General features: G+C 49.5%; 13 protein-coding genes. 2 read left to right on the top strand and 11 right to left on the bottom strand.

Features of this window, described 5'->3' with window-relative positions; all coding sequences use genetic code 11:
* Positions 1-334: 334 nt before the first annotated feature.
* From D0Y50_RS13750 to D0Y50_RS13740, 3 genes are all read right to left on the bottom strand, one after another.
* A complete protein-coding gene (locus D0Y50_RS13750) occupies positions 335-2,509 on the bottom strand; it encodes a malate synthase G (protein ID WP_117317413.1) in 2,175 nt (724 codons plus the stop codon).
* 165 nt (positions 2,510-2,674) lie between these two features.
* Positions 2,675-3,634: a LysR family transcriptional regulator gene (locus D0Y50_RS13745; protein ID WP_108565946.1), complete on the bottom strand. Its 960-nt coding sequence runs from the start codon at positions 3,632-3,634 to the stop codon at positions 2,675-2,677.
* A 226-nt stretch (positions 3,635-3,860) separates the two neighbouring features.
* Positions 3,861-5,456 (bottom strand): isocitrate lyase, encoded by a 1,596-nt coding sequence (locus D0Y50_RS13740; RefSeq protein ID WP_117317411.1) that lies wholly within the window; start codon positions 5,454-5,456, stop codon positions 3,861-3,863.
* A gap of 360 nt (positions 5,457-5,816) precedes the next feature.
* Between D0Y50_RS13740 and D0Y50_RS13735 the strand changes: the two genes are divergently transcribed.
* Entirely contained in the window at positions 5,817-6,770 is a 954-nt protein-coding gene (locus D0Y50_RS13735) for a chemotaxis protein CheV (RefSeq protein ID WP_176582457.1), read from the top strand.
* Here D0Y50_RS13735 and D0Y50_RS13730 read toward each other — a convergent pair.
* The 3 genes from D0Y50_RS13730 to D0Y50_RS13720 form a co-directional block, all read right to left on the bottom strand.
* Positions 6,767-8,722: a PAS domain-containing hybrid sensor histidine kinase/response regulator gene (locus D0Y50_RS13730; protein ID WP_117317407.1), complete on the bottom strand. Its 1,956-nt coding sequence runs from the start codon at positions 8,720-8,722 to the stop codon at positions 6,767-6,769. The genes D0Y50_RS13735 and D0Y50_RS13730 overlap by 4 nt on opposite strands.
* A gap of 11 nt (positions 8,723-8,733) precedes the next feature.
* Positions 8,734-9,258: a methanogen output domain 1-containing protein gene (locus D0Y50_RS13725; RefSeq protein ID WP_232366263.1), complete on the bottom strand. Its 525-nt coding sequence runs from the start codon at positions 9,256-9,258 to the stop codon at positions 8,734-8,736.
* Positions 9,259-9,546: 288 nt separating this feature from the next.
* Positions 9,547-12,069, bottom strand: coding sequence for a putative bifunctional diguanylate cyclase/phosphodiesterase (locus tag D0Y50_RS13720; protein WP_218023541.1), 2,523 nt, complete (start codon positions 12,067-12,069; stop codon positions 9,547-9,549).
* Between the two features lie 385 nt (positions 12,070-12,454).
* Here D0Y50_RS13720 and D0Y50_RS13715 point away from each other — a divergent pair, with 385 nt between their 5' ends.
* On the top strand, positions 12,455-13,897 hold the full coding sequence (locus D0Y50_RS13715) for an alkaline phosphatase (protein WP_108565950.1): 1,443 nt from the start codon (positions 12,455-12,457) through the stop codon (positions 13,895-13,897).
* Between the two features lie 167 nt (positions 13,898-14,064).
* Here the strand turns inward: D0Y50_RS13715 and D0Y50_RS13710 are convergent, their stop codons facing one another.
* From D0Y50_RS13710 to D0Y50_RS13690, 5 genes are all read right to left on the bottom strand, one after another.
* The gene (locus D0Y50_RS13710) at positions 14,065-14,772 is read right to left on the bottom strand and encodes a VC0807 family protein (RefSeq protein WP_108565951.1); all 708 of its coding nucleotides are present in this window, start codon (positions 14,770-14,772) and stop codon (positions 14,065-14,067) included.
* Between the two features lie 203 nt (positions 14,773-14,975).
* Complete coding sequence (locus tag D0Y50_RS13705) at positions 14,976-15,536, bottom strand: rhomboid family intramembrane serine protease (RefSeq protein WP_108565952.1); 561 nt, start codon at positions 15,534-15,536, stop codon at positions 14,976-14,978.
* Entirely contained in the window at positions 15,533-16,696 is a 1,164-nt protein-coding gene (locus tag D0Y50_RS13700) for a glutathionylspermidine synthase family protein (RefSeq protein WP_108565953.1), read from the bottom strand. The genes D0Y50_RS13705 and D0Y50_RS13700 overlap by 4 nt, the downstream gene beginning before the upstream one ends.
* The gene (locus D0Y50_RS13695) at positions 16,697-17,311 is read right to left on the bottom strand and encodes a DUF1190 family protein (RefSeq protein ID WP_108565954.1); all 615 of its coding nucleotides are present in this window, start codon (positions 17,309-17,311) and stop codon (positions 16,697-16,699) included.
* A gap of 13 nt (positions 17,312-17,324) precedes the next feature.
* Positions 17,325-17,741, bottom strand: a complete 417-nt coding sequence (locus D0Y50_RS13690; protein ID WP_108565955.1) for a DUF350 domain-containing protein — start codon at positions 17,739-17,741, stop codon at positions 17,325-17,327.
* Positions 17,742-17,750: the final 9 nt, after the last annotated feature.

The following is a 17,750-nucleotide window of genomic DNA, read 5'->3' as shown; positions in this document are numbered from 1 at the left end:
TTACATGCTTTTTTCCCGGGATAACGCTGTGCATTAAGTCTTACTCCAGTATGCTTAAATTAACAGCGGTATTCATTACACTAAGGGCTATAAAACGTATTCCAGTTTATACCCATAGTGCTACGGTCAATGCGGGCCTGACATCCTGACTCTTTGTATAAAGCTAAGCAGAACACCTCATAATGTGCCAGTTTTTCCGCAGGTATAAATATACTGCCGCCTCTAAAGGTGTATTTTGTAATACCAAACAAAAGACTATAACGTAGGTAAAATAAGGAGTTAGCACTAATAAAAAACGCACAATAAAGTGCGTTTTTTTGCATGCAAGGCAGTATTAAGCGTTCAACTTAGCCTTCATTTGCCGACGCCGTGCATGTAGCAGCGGCTCAGTGTAGCCATTGGGCTGGGTGGTGCCTTCAAAAATCAAATCACAGGCAGCATTAAAACCGATGGAGTTGGCCAGGTCAGGCGTCATGGCAAGGTAGTCCGGGTCGTGGGCATTTTGTTTATCTACCAGTGCTGCCATGGCTGCCAGGCTCTGCTCTACCTGGTCGCGGGTAACCACCTCATGGACTAACCAGTTAGCGATATGCTGAGATGATATACGCAGGGTGGCCCGGTCCTCCATTAGCCCGACATTGTTGATATCCGGTACTTTAGAACAGCCGATGCCCTGGTGCACCCACCTTACTACGTAGCCCAAAATACCCTGAACATTGTTGTCCAGTTCGCGGCTTATGGCCTGGGCATCCGGCATGGGGGCATTGCCCAACAGGGGCGGGGTAAGGATATCGGTAAGGCCGTCATAAGCCTGGCTGCGCAGTGCCGGGTGTAAGCTAAATACATCGGTCTGGTGGTAGTGCAAAGCATGCAGCGTAGCCGCCGTAGGTGACGGTACCCAGGCGGTATTCGCCCCGGCCTGCAGGTGGCCAATTTTGGCCTCCATCATCGCTTGCATTTGATCAGGAATGGGCCACATGCCTTTGCCAATCTGGGCTTTGCCCGACAATCCACATTGCAGGCCGGTTACCACATTGGCTTTTTCATAAGCGGTAATCCACGGGCGGTTTTTAAGCTCTGCTTTGGGGGCAAACGCACCAGCCAGCATAGAGGTATGAATTTCATCGCCAGTGCGATCCAAAAAGCCGGTATTAATAAACGCGACACGGCTGGCAGCATTAGCAATACAGGCTTTCAGGTTAACACTGGTGCGGCGCTCTTCATCCATTACGCCCATTTTCAGCGTATTGGCAGGTAACCCGATAAGCGTTTCTATGCGATTGAACAGGGTATTGGCAAACGCCACTTCCTCTGGGCCGTGCATTTTTGGCTTTACAATATACACGCTGCCGGTACGCGAGTTACCCAAGGCGCCGTTGCCTTTGATATCGTGTAAGGCAATGGTGGCGGTAATCATACCGTCCATCAGCCCTTCGTATACCGGCTCGCCATCCAATAGCATGGCATCGTTTTGCATTAAATGACCCACGTTACGCACAAACATCAAACTGCGGCCTGGCAAGGTCAGCTCACCCTCGCCCGAAGCTAAGGTATACACCCGGTCCGGATTCATTTTACGCACATGGCGACGGCCTTGTTTGGTCAGCTCCACCTGTAACGTGCCTTGCATTAACCCCAGCCAGTTCTGGTATACCCGGGTTTTGTCGGCCGCATCTACCGCCGCCACCGAGTCTTCGCAATCCATAATCGTGGTCAGCGCCGATTCCAGTAAAATATCGCTAAGCCCGGCCTGGTCAGCTTTACCAGTTGCCGAGCGGCGGTCAAACTGCAGTTCCGCGTGTAACCCGTTATGTGAGAAAACCAATGTATCTGGCTGGGCCGCATCGCCGGTAAACCCTTTTAAAGCAGCAGGATTGCGCAGGCTATCAATACGACTGTCAGCTAATTTTACAATTAGCGCGCCACCGCGAATAGCGTAGGCTGTGACCTGGTCATGGCGGCTGGCGGTGAGAGGGAATACTTCATCCAGCCACTGTTTGGCTTTGGTAATCACCGCCTCACCACGTTCGCGGTTATACTGTGCCCCCGGCGCCAAGCTACCCTGTTGGCTGATTACATCAGTACCGTAAAAGGCATCATACAGGCTGCCCCAGCGCGCATTAACCGCATTTAAGGCATAACGTGCGTTGTTAATTGGTACAACCAACTGAGGGCCCGCCAGGCTGGCTATTTCGGGGTCTACATTCGTTGTGGTAACCGTTACCTGTTCAGGTTGCTCGGTGAGGTAACCAATTTGGCGTAAAAATGCCTGATATTGCTGCGGCTCAAGCGAACCCTGGTGCTGGTGGTATTCATCGATGCGGGCTTGCAGCGTATCGCGGGTCGCCAGTAACTGTTTATTCTGTGGGGTCAGCTCTACTAAGAGGGTTTCAAAAGCCTGCCAGAAGCGAGCGGGCTGTAAACCGGTTCCGGGTAGCACCTGCTCATTAATAAACGTATGTAGGATGGGGGCTACGTGTAGGCGTCCCAGGGCAGTATAACCTTGCATTATTATTCTCCACGTTCATTTGCTCCACTACGCTATACAGCCACCGGGGCGGCGCGCAATAACGTAGTGGGGCCGTGGTCAGCACGCACTTGCTGACCTTGGTATGCAATTAAGTGTAGAGCCTAACGAAACGTATTTTTAATTTATGGTTGCTATGCTTGCCATTTAGCTGGTGAATGTTTGTTCGCCATTCATGGTAGCTGCAACCTCGCCAATCAACCGGCGTAACCAGATATGCCCGGCGTCATGGTGCAGCAGGGCGCTCCAGGCCATTTTCAATGCAATGGGCGGGATATCGAAAGGTGGCGCCTTAAGTACCACCTGGCTGTCATCGCTAAATAAACGCGCTGCTTTAGTTGGCAGGGTGGCAATCAGGTTCTGGGTTTTAGCCATTTGCAAAGCGGCATGATAATGCCGGGTAAATACCCGTATATCACGCTGTTTGCCTAGTTTGGTAAGCTCGGCGTCAACCCAACCAAGCTTTTGTACTTCGTTAGGGTCAATACCCACGCCCACACCGAAGCCGGTTTTGCTTACCCACACGTGGCGCGAGCTGAGATAACTGTCTAAATCCCATTTATCGACTAGCGGATGCTGCGCACTGAGCACACAGCTGAAGGTGTCATACCAGATAACTTTTTGGTGAAACGACAGGGGCAGTTCTTCAAACCGGTTAATCGCCATATCCACTTTACCCTGTTCCACATCATGGAAGGTTACATCGCTGGGGGTAATTAAATCCAGGGTGATATTGGGCGCCTGGGCTGCCAGCTCGTTAAGCAGGCCCAGCAGCAAGGTACTTTCGGCATAGTCGCTGGTCATAATACGAAAGGTTCGGCGGCTGTTCGCCGGATCAAAGTCGGTTTCCGGTTGTATAGAGCTTTCCAGTCGGCTTAGCACATCGCGTATCACCGGTTGCAATTCCAGCGCCCGCTTGGTTGGGGTCATGCCGTCGCTGGTGCGCACTAACAGCGGATCTTTAAACAAATCACGTAAACGTTTCAGCCCATTGCTCATGGCCGGCTGGGTAATACTTAGCTGATTGGCAGCCCGGGTTACGCTGCCTTCGCGTAACAGGACATCCAGATAAACCAGCAAATTCAAATCGACCTTGGCAATATTCATAAGGGTAATGCCTTGTTTTTATTAGATTCAGAAGCAGGATTATAATGGCTTATGCTGACATATAAAACGCACCTTGCCAGTAAAGCTTATTATTGAATAGTAACAGGATTATAAAATGTCGGGTGATTTTTGCGCGTAATGGCTATGGTATTTGCCTATGCAGCTCAATAAATAACATGAATAAAAAAGGCTCCCGTAGGAGCCCGTTTATAAGCGCGATGACCGCCTACATATCAAATTGATTCATGGTGTTATCTTTGCCCGACGCTTTTAAAGCCGCTTCGCCTGAGAAGTATTCCTTGTGGGTGTCACCCAAATCAGAGCCTGCCATAGCCTGATGTTTAACACAGGCCAGCCCTTCGCGAATTTCTTTGCGCTGGACCCCTTTAACATAGGCCAGCATACCTTCGGCACCGAAATAGCCTTTTGCCAGGTTGTCGGTCGACAAGGCTGCGGTATGATAGGTGGGCAGGGTTATCAGATGATGGAAAATACCTGCTTCGCGGGCCGCGTCGCGCTGGAAGCTTTGTATTTTATCGTCGGCCAGTTGGGCCAGTTCACTGCTGTCGTACTCTGCTGACATCAGCTTACTGCGATCATACGCTGCTACATTGCGGCCTTCCTGCTGCCACTCGTCAAATACCTGCTGACGGAAGTTGAGCGTCCAGTTGAACGACGGCGAGTTGTTGTAAACCAGCTTGGCATCAGGCACCACCTTACGTATTGCATCGACCATGTCGGCAATCTGCCGTACGTGGGGCTTTTCTGTTTCTATCCAGAGCAGGTCGGCGCCATGTTGCAGCGAGGTAATACAATCAAGTACTACCCGGGCTACGCCGGTGTCATCTTTAAAGCGAAACAAACCATTGGGCAGGCGCGTGGGTTTAACCAGCTTGCCGTTAAGTTTCATGGCCATATCGCCTTCGTTTAAGTCCTGGGCGCTGTTCACTTCCGTGGTGGCCAAAAATGCATTGTACTGTGCGGCCAAGTCGCCCGGCGCAGTGGGAACCGGAATTTTCTGGGTCAGGCCTGCACCCAACGAGTCGGTCCGTGCCACAATAACCCCATCATCTACACCCAGCTCCAAAAAGGCGTACCGCACCGCGTTAATTTTGGCCAGGAAGTCTTCGTGGGGCACCGTGACTTTACCGTCCTGGTGGCCGCATTGTTTGGCATCCGACACCTGGTTTTCTATCTGAATACAACAGGCCCCGGCTTCAATCATTTTTTTCGCCAGCAAGTAGGTGGCTTCTTCATTACCAAAACCGGCGTCAATGTCTGCAATAATTGGCACTACGTGGGTTTCAAAATTGTCTATCTGAGCCTGAATAGCACTGGTGTCTTCACCTTGTTGTCTGGCTGCATCCAGCTGTTTAAATAACTTACCCATTTCCTGGGCATCGGCTTGGCGTAAAAAGGTGTATAGCTCTTCAATAAGTGCCGGTACCGAGGTTTTTTCATGCATAGACTGGTCGGGCAGGGGGCCAAACTCAGAGCGTAGGGCCGCCACCATCCAGCCAGATAAATACAAATAGCTTTTACTGGTGGTGCCCTGATGTTTTTTGACCGAGAGCATTTTTTGCTGGCCTACAAAACCATGCCAACAGCCCAGCGACTGCGTATACTGGCCAGGATCAGCATCGTATTCTGCCATGTCCTTGCGCATAATCCCGGCGGTATAACGGGCAATATCCAGCCCGGTCTTAAACCGGTTCTGCGCTTTCATGCGGGCAGCAAAGTCTGGGTTTATTCCTTCCCACGCTCCTTTCTGAGTAGCCTTTAGCGTAGCGATAGCATCAATATCTTGTTGAAATTGCGACATGGTGTAGCTCCCTAATCATTTCTTGTTGTGGCGTTGCCAAGGCGGTGACGGTTGCCGTTGGCACAATTCGTAAGGTCCATTTCATCCTAGGCCGCCCACAAAAATAAAAGAAATATATAATTCGTATCATCGTCATAACTATTGTGAATGGCGTGTTAACAACGGCGGCAGACGCGGCGGCGGCTGCCCTACCAGAACGAACAGAACATGCCGGGTTAAATGGTTGGGCAATCAAGAAAGGGGCAAAACGCACTGGGAGCGCCGTGGTAACCACGCCTATATTCGACTAATGGCATATTGCCAACCTTAAGGCGATTATCTATAACCTACTATTGGAATTTATTTGCTACGAGGCTGTTGATGAGTAGTATTCTCAACGCGGTAGACCAGCGCACCCGGTTGGTAGGTGAAAACCGCCTGGAATTGTTAATGTTCAGGTTGGGTAGCCGCAGCGCATTTGCGATTAATGTATTTAAAGTAAAAGAAGTTATCAGTGTACCTGCGCTTCGTACCATGCCAGGGGCGCACAGTAATTTATCGGGCGTGACGGTCTATCGGGGGGTAACTATACCCGTTATCGATTTACGCCAGGCAATTAAAATACGCGGCAATGCTGGCGACCGCTATCCTCAGAATGTGATCATTACTGAGTACAATCGCAGCGTGCAGGGTTTTTTAATTGGCGAGGTGCTTAGTATTGTGAACACTTCCTGGGAACAAATTGTGCCGCCGCCTAAAAGCATTGGCAAAGCTAATTATCTCACCGCTATTACCCAGCGCGAAATTCGTGGCGAAAATACGTTGGTGGAAATTATTGATGTCGAAAAGGTGCTGGCTGAAATTATTCATTACGATGCGAATATTTCTAAAGCCCTGTTGGAAGATGACATCACCGGCCATTTGCACGGTAAAACCGTATTGGTGGTAGACGACTCGGCCACCGCGCGCCGCCAGATAAAAGACACGCTATGCCAGTTGGGGATCAATATTATCGAGCGGCAAAATGGGGCGCAGGCACTGGCGTTACTTAAGCAGTGGGTGGCCCAGGGGCGCAATGTTGACGATGAAATACTGATGATGTTTACCGACGCCGAAATGCCGGAAATGGATGGCTACCGGCTTACAGCGGAAATTCGTAACGACAGCGAGCTGCAACATTTATATATCGCATTAAATACCTCCTTAAGCGGCAGTTTCAATGACGCCATGGTTGAGAAAGTGGGCTGTAACCGGTTTATCTCGAAATTTCAGCCCGATATGCTGGTGGATGTAGTACAACAGCGAATGCGTGAAGTGCTTGATGCAATGGGTTAGCTATTGGCCGGCAGTGAACGCAGTGCCTGCTCCAGGTCATGCAAACTGGCTGGCTTGGTAATATGCAGGTTGAAGCCGACTGCGAAGGCACGGTTAACAAAGTCGGTATCACCGTAACCAGATAGGGCCACAATAGGTATTTTGGCTGTATCTACATATTGGCGTAATGTAGTGACTACCTCGAAGCCGTCCATCTCGGGCAAACCAATATCGCAGAATATGAAACTGGGTTGTATCGCTTTAGCTAATGCTACGCCACTGGGGCCCGATGATGCGTAGTGCACCTCGTGCCCTTTCATTTGCAGCAGTTGCGTCATCATTTGGGCGGTATCTTCGTCATCTTCTATAAGTAATATCCGATGAGAAAGTACCGTATTGGTTTGCACGATAGGCTGGTCGACAGTGGCGTGGGCGTTTTCCCGGGGCAGCCTAAACGTAATCTGGGTGCCGTAGCCTATTCCATCGCTATGGATTTGCACCGTACCATGATGCAACTCAACAATACCTTTAACCAACGACAAACCCAGCCCTAAGCCCCCGGCGCTACGGTCAAGCTGTTGTTCAGCCTGGATAAAAGGTTCAAAAAGATCGCCCAGGGCAGCAGGTTCAATACCCGTTCCTGTATCTTTTATCGTTACCTCTACACAGGAGGTCAGCAATGTTGCCGATAACGTTATTTTTCCTCCCGATGGGGTGAATTTTATTGCGTTAAAGATAACATTGTACAAAACCTGAATAAGTCGATCAGCATCGGCGTCTACCCACACCGGCTCCGTGGGAAGCTTACACTGGCAGGCGATGCCCGCTGCATCACACTGGGAGGTTAAGTCCTGACATACGCCTTTAATCACCGTAATTAAATCGATGCGCTGTTTCACAATATTCATTTTGCCAGAGGTAATTCTGGACACATCCAGCATGTCATCAATTAGCCGTTTCAGATGACTGACTTGACGCTCTATTACCTGGACTGACTGAATTCGGAGGGCGGGATCTACGGTGTCCGTCTGAAGCACTTGGTTAGCAAAACTGATAGGCGCTATCGGTGCCCGTAATTCATGTGCCAGCATAGTTAAAAACTGGTTCTTACGCTCGTCCATAAGGGCAAGCTTTTCGGCCCGTTGTTGCAGTTCCTGTTCCAAAATATACTTTTTCGTGACGTCATGGAATACGGTAACGACGCCTTCTACCGACGACGGGTCGGCTATGGGTGCGCTGGTAAATTCAATAGTAGATTGGCCATTATCTTTGTGCAGTAATGCCATATTGACGGTGTGAGAGACAATAGACTGGGTTAAATAGGCGCGGGTCACCGGATTGTTCAGCGGGCTGGCTGATCGCTCATCAACGATTTGAAATACTTTTTCTACATCCTGGCCCAAGGCTTCCGTACTATCCCAGCCTGTGAGCCGTTCCGCTGCTGGATTGAACAAGGTGATTTTTCCTTTACCATCGGTAACAATAACGCCAGCTTCGATACTGTTTAAAATCACTTGTAAATAGCTTGTTTGACTTTGCAACGCCTGTTCGGCTTTATTACGCCGGATGATTTCGTTGTTCAATGCCTCTATTTTTATTTGGAGCGCCTGAAATTTCAGGTTGGATTCACGAGTAGGCTGTAAACGTAGGAATATCAGCGGCTCGGATTGCTCGTTCCTGGGTTCCAGGAGCGCGCCGTGGCACACATACGTTGCGTCTGGTACGCGTGCAGCCAGAACAATTTTACCCACTACAGGCTGGTTGCTTTGCGCACAGCGTCGCAAGAAAGCCCGGGCTGCCGCCACTGACTCTGGCGCAATGAGGTCAAGTAATGAAAAGGGCAAGGGGCTGGGCTGTTCGAGCAGTTCATTCGCACTGTGGTTTAACGCGTATACCTGGCCCTGCAAATCGAGCACCAGTGCGCTGCCGGGTAATAGCGAGATTAAGCGGTGATAATAATCAATCGACTGCACTACATTACTACCTAAACCCGATAATACTCAATGCCTGGCCGGGGCGCATCTGTGTCATTTGGCTGGAGATGCACCACCACCCGACATTGCGCTGCGCCATTGGCAATAGTCTCGGTTAATTCAACCTGGGAATAGCCTAAATTTTCAGCAGTAATAGTGCCAAAAACATTGGATGTCATCATACACATCGCAGGTCGGCCAAGTACTTTGTCTTCGAAAGGACATTGCCTGTTGCCCAGTACAATTTTTTCGTCGTCTTCTGACACAATATAGAAGTCGCCGCCAATTCTTCGCTTTAAATCAACCAGAACAGCGCCAATTAGCGATTTATCGATGTGGGTAACGTTAAGCGCTTTTCTGTATTCACCGTTTATTTCATCCCCTACCTGTTGACCGACAATACTGATAAAGCCAGAAGCCTCTTCGACACCAATGACATCTTGCAGGGTGCCCGACAAGTGACGGATCAGATTGCGCAGAAAAAGGTCTCGCTCAAGTGGCAGGTTAAGCACCTGAATTTCATTAACGTTACTCACAATGGCCTCCAAACTTCGATGAACAAAAAAGCGAGTTATCATTCAATAATAAGCGATATCAGTCGCATCCTAAGCCGTTCACTCAGAGCGTAAAATCAGCTTGGTGGTAATAGATGGTGTGGCTTTATAACATCCTTACTGAGCGCTGAACAGTTGATATTATCTAATTTTGCGGGGCGCGGTTAACACTATCGTTGCACCGCTTATTCTTGGTGATTCAGCGCAGCAGCACAGCGGCTCTGGGGTAGAGGCTGCGCCAGCGAATAGGCAGCTTACGCTGTTGGTTTACTAACCCGCTTGTTGCCTGAGTAGTACCAGTAACTCTGCTAACGGCATCGGGGCCGCATAAATATAACCCTGTACTCTGATATTGTTAAACCGGCGCAGGTAGGTAAGCATAGCCTGGGTTTCAACGCCTTCCACCACGATAGTTTTATCCAGTTCACTACACATATTAATAACGCTACTTAACAGTCCTTGCTCCTGTCCGGGCTGTTCGGCGTCAAGGGTGAATGCGCGATCTATCTTGATAATATTGGCCGGTTGTTTAGACAGATAGGACAAACTCGAGTAACCCGTGCCAAAGTCGTCTATGGCCACGTTGAAACCTTCGGCAATCAGCGCCCGCAAAATCGGGTCAATGCGTGTACGTTCGGTCATTACGGTTTCGGTTACTTCTACCGTTAATTGGGCAGGTTGAATATTTCGCCGGGTGACCTGTTCGGTCAGCTTTTCTAAAAACCGCTGCTGTTGAAATTGCTGGGGTGAAAAATTTATCGCGATACTGATAGCTTGCAGGGCAGGGTTCTGCGCAATGTCACTTAACACCTTTTCACATACAGCGTCACCTACTTGCAGAATTTGCCCGGTTTGCTCGGCCACCGGAATAAACACCGCCGGTGAAATAAACTCCCCGTTATGTTGCCAGCGCACCAAACTTTCGGCCCCGACTATGGTGTTGCTGGCGATGCAGTAAACCGGTTGGTAGTAAACCTGCAGGGCCTGTCGCTTAAGCGCTTTTTGTAGCTCTCCGCGAATCCACACTATTTGCTGGTACTGTTCGTCCATGGCGTTGTGGTAGAAACATAGTTGGTTCGCGCCATGACGTTTGGCTTGGCCCATCGCAATCTGCGCTTGCTGGATAAGCAGCTTAATGTTCTGGTGCGGCTCGTCCTGCAAGGCAATGCCAATGCTGGCAGTCAGGTGGATATTGATCTCGCCCAATAAATAGACTTCGGCTATTTGGGTTAGTAACCCCTGCGCCTGCTGCTCGATGGTGGCCTTGGACAGGTTTTCATAATACACCACAAATTCGTCATTACCGTAGCGGGCAATGAATGTGGCGTTGGTACAGTGCTGTTCAATACGCCAGGCTATTTGCGCCAGCAAGGCATCGCCCAGGCCATGGCCCAGGCTGTTATTTACCGCGCTGAAACCATCTAAATTGACGAACACGATCCCCGTAGAGCCGTGAACATGAGCGGCGCGGGATAACAGTTGCCGGTGTAGCGCGTCTCTGCGTAATAAGCCAGTAAGCTCATCGACATTGGCAAGTGTCTGCAGCTGTCGACTTTGCCGGCTTAATAACTGAGTTTTGGTAGACACAAGAATGAAAATATAGGTAAACAGCAGACTTAACCAAATTATGAACTGATTGATAACCGCGTGTTTTTGCAGCGCGTTCTGGTTCCGTAAGAAGCTGTATACATTGTGCGTTACCAGGTCCTGAATAGGCACCTTTTCAATGGTGTAATACCGGTAGGTTGCCAGTAGCGCTTCCAGGCTGGTGATATTCTCGCCCTCACCATTGGTGGCATAAAGCATGTCGGGGGTAAGCTCTACATAGGTTTCATATGCGCTAAGATGTGCCACATAGCGTTTTTCAATAAGCATGTTCATATTCAGTAATGCCACCACTATATACGAGGAGCCAGCCGCACTGTTTATTTTTGTAGTGATCATTAAAACAGGTACGGCGGAGCGCAAAGTATTGGCATTGGCGGCAAACTTGACGTGTTGGTCGGTATTTTTCAGCCATGCTGAAACCCCGGGGGTACTCAGATAACCGCCTTGGTGAAAATTCAGCGAAAAATCATCGCCTTTCACCACGTTCAGTGCGTCATCCAGTAATATCATGCCTTCAATCGCTTCAAAGTCTTTGCTGTAATAGGTAAAGTCGGCCGCTAACATCGCCAACACAGCGTCTTCCGGTATACCCTCAGCGCGGTTTTTTAACCGTCTTAATGCATCGGTGTGATCTTCCAGGCTTTTATTTAGCAGTGCGCCAATTAACAGCGATTTATTGTTGGCATTTTGCTGCTCATGTTTCACATCTTTGGTGGAGGCGGTATGCCATACAATCAGGCCAATACATAACGACACCAGGGTGACTAGCTGAGGGGTACAGGGCGTGGCGGCAAAGCCCACCGAAAACCGGGTTTTCAGCACCATTGCCAGCAACAGTAACAATGTGCCAATAACATAAAGGGTCAGGGCGAACGGGTTGTACAAGTCAGCGAAAACCTGCGCTCCGATTCGGTTATCGGCTGACAGCCATAAGGCAATACTAAACACCAATAGCGCAGCGCCGAGCCACAACGCCCATAGCCAGCGCGGGGTGGGGCGGCGAAGCAACGCGAGAAATACGGCCGTAAAGAAGGATAGCAGCGTACTGCTAAGTGGAATAACCGCTACCAGGGCGGCGGGGTTTAATAGCCTTTCGGCCATGCCCAATACGCTGATAATAGCAAAGAATTGTATTATGCCGGTAAATAGAGACGCAGCAAACGCGCTATGGGTATAAGAACGCATGGGTAAAATGCTCATCTTAGCGCTGGTCAGCAGTGGCTATAAAACGCTGAATTCTGTCCCGCTTGCTCATCGAACTCCTTTTACACATTAAATCGTGATAGATAGCGTTGGCTGTTAAACCTTAATTAACATAGTGCCAAAATATTTGCCTATAAGTAATAGACACAACATAGATTGAGGTATTCAATTTTAGAAATTATCGGGCTCAGGTACATCCCGTAATACGTTAACGCTGCTGACAGTCAACGGCCAGGAGCTGGGTAGCTTTATAGGATAGCTTCAGGGGTTGGCTTCAACGCGTATATTTATCAGGCTAACCAATTAGTTTTGTTCATAACACGTGGGTGCATTACACTTGAGCGGATCATTTTTTACGGACTCACTCATGTTTCAAAAACTTACCTTTTTATCTTTGGTAGGCGTAGCGGTATTACAAGGCTGTGCCCAAACCAATATGACTAATACTCCCGCACATAGTGAAGCACCTGCAGCTGATACTCCCAAAAATATTATTATGGTAGTGGCGGACGGTATGGGGCCGGCATTTACCACAGCCTATCGTAATTATGCCGATAATCCAGCTACGCCGGCAATCGAGCATGTTGTTTTTGACGATATCTTAACCGGAAATGCATCTACCTATCCGGCAAGGGTGTCGGGCTATGTCACCGACTCTGCGGCAGCGGCCACCGCCTTGGCCACGGGGGTAAAATCATATAACGGCGCTATCAGCGTAGATGAAAACAAACTTCCGGTAGAAACCGTGCTGGAGCTGGCAAAGGCCAGCGGTATGCGTACCGGTGTGGCAGTTACCTCACAGGTCAACCACGCCACCCCAGCCGCCTATTTGGCGCACAATGAAAGCCGTCAGAACTATAATGCCATTGCTGATAGTTATTACGATGCCCGTATAAAAGGTCACTTTGTAGCCGACGTTATATTAGGTGGTGGTACGCAGTATTTTGAACGTAAAGACCGCGACCTGGTGGCCCAGTTTATAGATGCTGACTATGCTTATGTTGATACCTACAACAAACTGGCTACGCTGCCAGCAGGCGCTAATGTATTGGGATTGTTCGCCCCGGTAGGCCTGCCGCCGGCATTAGATGATAGCCGCGCCCATCGGTTAGCCTACCTGACCGAACATGCCATAAAGCATTTGGAAAACGAGCAAGGCTACTTTTTGTTAGTTGAAGCAAGCCAGGTAGACTGGGCCGGCCATGCCAATGACATTGGTTCAGCCATGGCTGAAATGGCCGACCTGGCGGCCACGATGGAATACCTGAAAAGTTATGTCAGTAGCCACCCTGATACATTGGTAGTGCTGACTGCTGATCACAGTACCGGCGGCTTAAGTATTGGTGCCAATGGGGTCTACGAGTGGGCACCAGAATATTTGCGCAGCATGAAAGCGTCGGTGGCAACCATTGCCCGGAATATGGCCGATATGCAGCAGCCACTGGCTTATGTGAGTCAGCAGCTGGGTTTTGCGCTAAGCGAAGACGATAACAAACAACTGCAAAAAATTGCGGCCAGTAAAAAAGTGGCTGAACGGGAAGCCGGTTTAAAGCAGTTTCTGGACAGTAAAACAAATACCGGCTGGACCTCGGGCGGCCATACCGGGGTTGATGTTGAAGTGTTTGCCTTTGGTGCAGGCAGCCATGCCTTTACCGGCCAACTGGATAACATTGATATCGGTAATACGATGAAAGCTTTTGTGAAAGGCAAGGCCCAGGCAATCAGCACCCGTCCTGCGCCGGTCTCGCAACCTGCCGACAGCAAGGCAGAGCGCCCGTGTGATTTTAAAGAAGATTGGCGCTGCCTGTAAGCCATTGACCCAGCGCCTATAGGGGGTTATTCCCTAAGCGGTAAAAGCCCGTTCAGTTATGACTGAACGGGCTTTTTTTCAGGTTGAATGTCTCTATTGGCGACAGTTTTTCCAAAGCCTGCCCGGGGGCCCGGCGGGCTTTCGTGGTATGCGCCTTGTTTTCCTGGCTACTGGTGATTCAAAAAGTTATCTAAATCTTCGCCGGTAATTTTGGCTATCTGACTGAACAAATACCATAAGGCCGTGACCAGTAATATCATACTGGGGATCACAATCACCGGGTAACTTAGCGCTGTCATCCGCCCCAACTCTTCGGTATAAGCGGTAGTGCCGGGCTCACTGACCAGAATCACTTTTGCCAGAATGTAATTAAGTGCAGAAGATAAAAAGAACGAAGTGGCAACAATATACGAACTATTGGCTACCTTACGGCGAAACTCTGGCTGCTTACCTTTACGATCCAGCGCATCGTTTAGCGCTGGCCAGTTGATAATCTGGTCGTTCAGGATCAGCATTTTTACCAAGGGTTTTTTCGTGTACTGAGTGGCGACCACCGCAATACCAATAAGCGCTGGAATGGCGGCCTCTTTAATGGCGATATACTCAGCAGGAAGCTTTAACAGGCTGATACCGCCGGTAAGCAATACGCTGATTATTCCCAGTATCGAAAAGCCGTTTACTTTCCCCGACTGTTTGAGATCCCAAATGCCATACACAATAGGAAAGGCCAGGGCCGCTACTATACTCCAGGCCGGGCCAAGGTATTCCGGCGAACTGGTGTAACTCATTACGACTACAGGGATAACAATATTAAAGGCCAGATTGCCAAAAAATCCCTGATTTTGTTTTTGTTTCGTTTGTTCTGCCGAGGCCATGACTACTTCACTTCGCTTGTCTTAAGAGCATTATAAAAAATCTGTATCCGAAGCACTGCCGGTACAATGGAGATAGTGTATCAACCCAGCCGCTTAACCTCACCCGTGAATGCGCTAATGTGCGACGTATAGCATGCTATTGCGACAGGTCTAACCACTGATTGTAGCATCGACCTGAGCCGCCAAACATGAAATTTGCGCCACTATACTGTTTTGGTTGCGCCCCACTTCCAGGCCGCTAACAGGCCAGCAAGGAACCCGAATAAATGGTATTCGTACGACACAAAACCTTTACCCGGCAATATGCCTATAAGTAAACCGCCATACAAAATTGCGACAAGTACGGAGATGATAATATAGGGTATCTTACGGGTTTTAAATCCGGCCAATAGCAAAAAGCCAAAGTAGCCATAAACAATGCCGCTGGCCCCGATGTGCACCGCTGAGCGGCCCAACAGCCATACGCCTATGCCTGACAACAGAAAAATGGTGACTGTTACCCAGCCGAATGTTTTATTACCCCATTGCAGCGTTAGCCACATGAACAGCATGAGCGGTACCAGATTGGTGGCCAAATGGGTAGGCGATCCGTGCACCCAGGGAGCGGTAAAGATATGCCACCACCCTGGCACGAAGCGGGGCAGTATACCCAGCCCATTAAGCCCGCTGGCGGTCAGTAAGTTAATTATTTCAAGAATAATAAGTACAGCAGCAATGCAGGCCAGAAAACGCAACTGCTGTTTTAGTCTGGGAAGTTGATTCATAAAATTATATGCGGCACGTAGCGGGACAAGTCCTGGGTAATTAAAGACGTATCTTCTCTTACAGAAATACCAGCGGGAAGGTTATCCACCAGCCAGCTGCCAATAAGCGTATAGTTACGTTCGAATCGGGGAAGTGGATGAAAGGCTTGTAAAATAAATCCTTCTTCGCCGTAAGGACCGTCCGACAGGGTGCTTGTCTGGTTGTTTTCAATCAGCGAAATATTGGCACCTTCACGGGAAAACAGTGGCTTTTTAACCCATTTTCCGTCCAGTGAACTGGGCGCTTCGTCGGCAAAGTAGGCCGGTAACAGGTTGGGGTGGTTGGGGAACATCTTCCATAATTGGGGCAATAACGCTTTATTGGAAATGATGGATTTCCACAAAGGTTCCAACCAGTTTACCTGCGCCTGCGCAAGCTCTGTGGCGTATGATTCGCGCAGCATAAACTCCCACGGATACAGCTTAAAGCAGTCGGTTATCGGTGCATCCGCCAAATCGGTAAATACCCCGGTGTCAGCCAGGCCAATATCTTCGATAAACACAAAATCCGCACTGAGCCCGGCGGCAATGGCGCAATCTTGCAGATACTGCACCGTCCCGCGATCCTCGTCGGTATCTTTGCAGCAGGCAAAATGCATCTGGTTAATCCCATACCACTGAGCGATATCTGCAAACCGGTATACCAGCTTCTCCTGCAAGGAATTAAACTGGTCGCTGGCCCGGGGCAATTGCTGGCGGTCCACCTGCTGTTCCAGCCACAACCACTGCCAAAAGCCGGTTTCATACAGCGAGGTGGGAGTATCTGCATTATTCTCCAGCAATTTCGCCGGACCATTGCCATCGTATACCAGATCTAACCGGGAATATAACGAAGGCGCGCCGGATTGCCAGGCATCACGTACTAGCTCCCAAAAAGGGCGGGGGATCTGAAACTTCGTCAGTAATTGTTCGCTGTTTACCACCGCATCGACTACCGCCAAACACATTTCATGCAGCTCGGCGCTGGGGTTTTCAATATCGTTTTCTATTTGCGCTAACGAAAACTGATAATAAACAGACTCATCCCAGTAAGGTTCGCCATACATAGTATGAAAGTGAAACCCATATTGCGCGGCCTGTTGCTGCCAGTCAGGCCGCGGGGCAAGTTGTCGGCGCAGCAATTAGCCGCCCCAGCCACTGGAACGAGAGCTGCTGCCCCAACTCGACTTTGCTCTGACTGAGCTGCCAAACCCACCCCGGCTCATCGTTCGGGTTACCGTAGGTTTAGGTTTAAACTGGGACGGGCTGACTTTATAGTTGCGTTTGCGTATATCGCCGTTAAATACATGACCATCGGCAGACACCCAGCGCGACCTGAACGATGAATAGGGCGAGTAGGAGGTAAACAGCGGCTGGGAATAATAACTACGCGGAGATAACAGCTGGCTCACCATATAACCGGCCATAAAGGGCATAAAAAAGCTGCCCGATTCGTTCGTTACCTGGCGACATTGATTGGTGCCGAATTCATGCTCGCAGTCATTTACCGTAGAAAACTTCGGGCTGGTTCGGGCCGCTTCTTCCACGGCTTGTTGATACGCCGCCTGACATTGGTCCCGGGCATCAGGGTAATCGTTGTTACAGTCATCGACCGACGTATAAATTTGCGCCTGTTGACGATCATCAGCGCAGGCGCTTAGCAACACACTGGCAATGCCCAGTGTTAAGGGCTTTACCGCAAAGGCCTTGCGCATGCGCGACAGGTCTATGTGCTTGGTGCGTTTTTGCGTACTCATAGCAACCCCTTGATTAATATGTCATGCAGGCAGCATTCAACATACCTACCGCAATAGACATTGCGGCCAGCATGGTGCCAGCAGACACTTCGTTGTTATTAATACGTTCGGCAATACGTGGCATAAAGCTAAAGCGTAACAGCGCAAAAGCCAGCGACTGGGCAATAATCGCCACCACGCCCCAGATGGCAAAATCAATCACCGACAACGAATTAGATGCTGCGCCGGATAAAGCAATTGAAAAGCCGATAATTGCGCCGCCAAAACCTATTGCTGCCGCCACATTTTTATCTTCTTTAACCAGTTTCCACTCGTCATGCGGGGTAACCATTGCGTAGACGAATTTAAAAATAAACAAAAATATTACCGAGAGTACAAAATACAGGGCAAAGTTATCCAACCCCGCCAGTGATGCCATGATGGTATCCATACAAATGTC

It is taken from the genome of Salinimonas sediminis (assembly GCF_003429285.1).
Taxonomy (GTDB): domain Bacteria; phylum Pseudomonadota; class Gammaproteobacteria; order Enterobacterales; family Alteromonadaceae; genus Alteromonas; species Alteromonas indica.
Note: the sequence above shows the minus strand (reverse complement) of the source record. Positions and strands in the feature narration are given on the sequence as shown.

Coding starts and splice junctions, on each gene's coding strand:
- D0Y50_RS13750 (WP_117317413.1), bottom strand. CDS start 2,509: ATGCAAGGTTATACTGCCCTGGGACGCCTACACGTAGCCCCCATCCTA.
- D0Y50_RS13745 (WP_108565946.1), bottom strand. CDS start 3,634: ATGAATATTGCCAAGGTCGATTTGAATTTGCTGGTTTATCTGGATGTC.
- D0Y50_RS13740 (WP_117317411.1), bottom strand. CDS start 5,456: ATGTCGCAATTTCAACAAGATATTGATGCTATCGCTACGCTAAAGGCT.
- D0Y50_RS13735 (WP_176582457.1), top strand. CDS start 5,817: ATGAGTAGTATTCTCAACGCGGTAGACCAGCGCACCCGGTTGGTAGGT.
- D0Y50_RS13720 (WP_218023541.1), bottom strand. CDS start 12,069: ATGCGTTCTTATACCCATAGCGCGTTTGCTGCGTCTCTATTTACCGGC.
- D0Y50_RS13715 (WP_108565950.1), top strand. CDS start 12,455: ATGTTTCAAAAACTTACCTTTTTATCTTTGGTAGGCGTAGCGGTATTA.
- D0Y50_RS13710 (WP_108565951.1), bottom strand. CDS start 14,772: ATGGCCTCGGCAGAACAAACGAAACAAAAACAAAATCAGGGATTTTTT.
- D0Y50_RS13705 (WP_108565952.1), bottom strand. CDS start 15,536: ATGAATCAACTTCCCAGACTAAAACAGCAGTTGCGTTTTCTGGCCTGC.
- D0Y50_RS13695 (WP_108565954.1), bottom strand. CDS start 17,311: ATGAGTACGCAAAAACGCACCAAGCACATAGACCTGTCGCGCATGCGC.
- D0Y50_RS13690 (WP_108565955.1), bottom strand. CDS start 17,741: ATGGATACCATCATGGCATCACTGGCGGGGTTGGATAACTTTGCCCTG.